1 protein-coding gene is annotated in these 1,415 nt (G+C 61.4%); it reads left to right on the forward strand.

The window, feature by feature from the left end:
• Positions 1–120: 120 nt before the first annotated feature.
• A complete protein-coding gene (locus QD409_RS35325) occupies positions 121–1,158 on the forward strand; it encodes an IS110 family transposase (protein WP_430765022.1) in 1,038 nt (345 codons plus the stop codon).
• Positions 1,159–1,415: the final 257 nt, after the last annotated feature.

A 1,415-nucleotide genomic window follows, 5' to 3' on the forward strand; every position in this document is an offset into this window, starting at 1 on the left:
TAGATGGTGTAACGGGCGGAGCCCGGCCAGCCAGGTTTGAATGGCTGGTGGTCGTCCCTCACAATGATGGTGTCGCGGAGTCAGGAGAGACCTGCTCCATAGCATCACGGAGAGACGACCATGAAGCAGTATGCCGGCATCGACGTATCATTGGAATACTCAAGTGTGTGCGTGGTGGATGCGGATGGCCGCATTGTGCGTGAAGCAAAGGTCCACAGYGARCCCGATGCGCTGATCGCCTGGTTTGGCGAGCACGGCGTGGCRATGGAACGSATTGGTCTGGAGGCCGGACCCTTGTCGCAGTGGCTCCATGCCGGAATGACAGAGGCGGGTCTGGCGGTCGAGCTGATCGAGACGCGCCACGTGCGTGCGGCCTTCAAGACGATGCCGGTGAAGACCGACAAGAAGGATGCGCGGGGCATTGCGCAGTTGATGCGGCTTGGCTGGTTCAGACCGGTCCACTGTAAATCTCTTCCGGCCCAAGCGGTGCGAGCGCTGCTGACCGCCCGCAAGCTCATTCAGGGCAAGCTTCACGACATCGAGATGAGCATCCGGGGGATTCTACGCGGCTTCGGCCTCAAGGTAGGGCCGACGACGCGGCGCAGCTATGCGGCACGGGTCCGCGAGCTGATTGAAGGCCACCCGAYCTTGGAGGCGATTGCCGCGTCGCTGTTGAAGGTGCGCGACRCGCTTGCCGACGAATTTGCAGGTTTTGAACGCAGACTGCGTGCCATGGCCCGTCAGGACGATAACGCACGTCGGCTSATGACGACACCGGGCGTTGGCGTCCTGGTGGCGCTGACATTCGTGKCGGCCGTCGACGCGCCTGAGCGCTTCCGATCATCACGAGCGGTGGGGCCGCATTTCGGATTGACGCCGAAGAAATACCAATCGGGCGAGACCGATTATAGTGGTCGCATCTCGAAGATCGGCGATGTGGGCGTGCGAACCGCGCTCTACGAGGCGGCTAACGTCATTTTGACCCGGCCGGTCAAAGGCTCGGATCTCAAAAGCTGGGCGCTGGCGGTCGCCAGACGTGCGGGACCCAGAAAGGCGCGTGTTGCACTGGCCCGCAAGTTGGCGGTGGTGTTGCACCACATGCTTCGAGATGGGACCGACTTCATTCCTCGCAAGGCAGCGCCAGCCATGGCCGCTTGAGTAGGAAGAAAGCATAGACAGACTTCGGGGGCACTGCCATCAGCCCTCTGAGCAAGGTCCCTTCGCCGGGACGATGGATGGGTTAGGCCGCAACCGCTCACGCAGCACTCAAATGACTGCGCATCTTTAGATTGGCCAGCCGGTCCTCAGCAGACCCCATACAGCAGCGGCCCCAGCGTCGACTGCGGACAGAAGCAAGCACTCGGCGAGGGATTAAGCTCAAAAGGGATTGACTCAATGCCCGTTACAGAAGAGCG

The sequence above is a fragment of the Rhizobium sp. BR 315 genome, assembly GCF_050577975.1.
In the GTDB taxonomy this organism is placed as follows: Bacteria; Pseudomonadota; Alphaproteobacteria; order Rhizobiales; family Rhizobiaceae; genus Rhizobium; species Rhizobium miluonense.